At 46.8% G+C, this 1,338-nt stretch carries 1 protein-coding gene; it reads left to right on the top strand.

The window, feature by feature from the left end; all coding sequences use genetic code 11:
• A partial coding sequence (locus tag ESZ36_RS22395) for an aminomethyltransferase family protein (RefSeq protein ID WP_484038971.1) occupies window positions 1–1,338 on the top strand: 1,338 nt, incomplete at both ends.

Below are 1,338 nucleotides of genomic sequence, written 5' to 3'. Positions count from 1 at the left end.
GCGTGCACAAAGTCAGAGCAAAGCAGGTTATTTTGGCCACCGGTGCCCATGAGCGTCCTCTTGTGTATGGTAACAATGACGTGCCTGGTTGTATGTTAGCCAATGCTATTTCTACCTACATTAATCGTTATGATGTGGTGCCAGGTAATCAGTTGGTCTTAATGACCACCAATGATAATGCCTACAAAACAGCGATTGATTGGCATCAAGCGGGCCGTAAAGTGGTGGCTATTGTTGATACGCGAAGCGCGTCCAATGGCGACTTGGTCAATAAGGTCAGAAAACTGGGCATCGATATACTCTTTGGCCATGGCGTTATTGAAGTCAAAGGCAGCAAACGCGTCAAAGGGGTGGATGTTGCGCCAATCAATGCGAGTAATCACAGTGTTACTGGCCCAGCGAAGCATTTTGTCTGTGATACGGTTGCCAGCTCAGGTGGTTGGAGCCCTGTTATTCATTTGTCATCGCATACAGGCTCTCGTCCGGTGTGGAAAGATGACGTTGCTGGGTTTGTACCCGGTGATACGGTGCAAAAGCAACACAGTTGTGGTGGACTTGAAGGTATTTATGCCTTATCAAAAGTTATCAGTGATGGTTTCAATACCGGCGCTGTTGCAGCACAAGCGGCGGGCAAAGGGGAAGGACGTTATGCGGGTCAATCACCTAAAACAAGCGATCCAAAAGAAGATGCGTCTATGGCGCTGTTTCACATACCGCACAGTAAAAAAACCAGTCGCGCGCCAAAACAGTTTGTCGATTATCAAAATGATGTCACGGCTGCAGGTATTGAATTGGCAAACCGTGAAGGTTTCGAATCTATCGAGCATGTCAAACGCTACACCGCGTTAGGTTTTGGTACCGATCAGGGTAAGTTAGGTAATATCAACGGTATGGCGATCACCGCTAAATCGTTAGGTAAAACCATTCCTGAAACGGGCACAACCATCTTCCGCCCTATGTATACACCCACCACATTTGGCGCCTTAGCAGGAGCTGATGTGAAACACTTGTTTGACCCTGCACGTTTTAGCGCTATGCATAAATGGCATATAGAGAATGGCGCCGAGTTTGAAGATGTTGGTCAATGGAAACGCCCATGGTATTTCCCGCAGCCGGGTGAAACTATGCAGCAATCACTGGAGCGTGAGTGTTTAGCAACGCGTAACAGTGTCGGTATTTTAGATGCGTCCACCTTAGGTAAAATTGATATTCAAGGTAAAGATGCACGAGAATTTTTAAACCGTGTTTATACCAACCCATGGAGCAAATTAGGTGTTGGTAAATGTCGCTACGGGGTGATGTGTAAAGAAGACGGTATGGTCTTTGATGATGGTGTTA

Origin of the sequence: Colwellia demingiae, assembly GCF_007954275.1 — a bacterium.
GTDB classification, from domain to species: Bacteria; Pseudomonadota; Gammaproteobacteria; order Enterobacterales; family Alteromonadaceae; genus Colwellia; species Colwellia demingiae.
The sequence above is the reverse complement of the archived record's forward strand: the minus strand, read 5'-3'. Positions and strand labels throughout refer to the sequence as shown.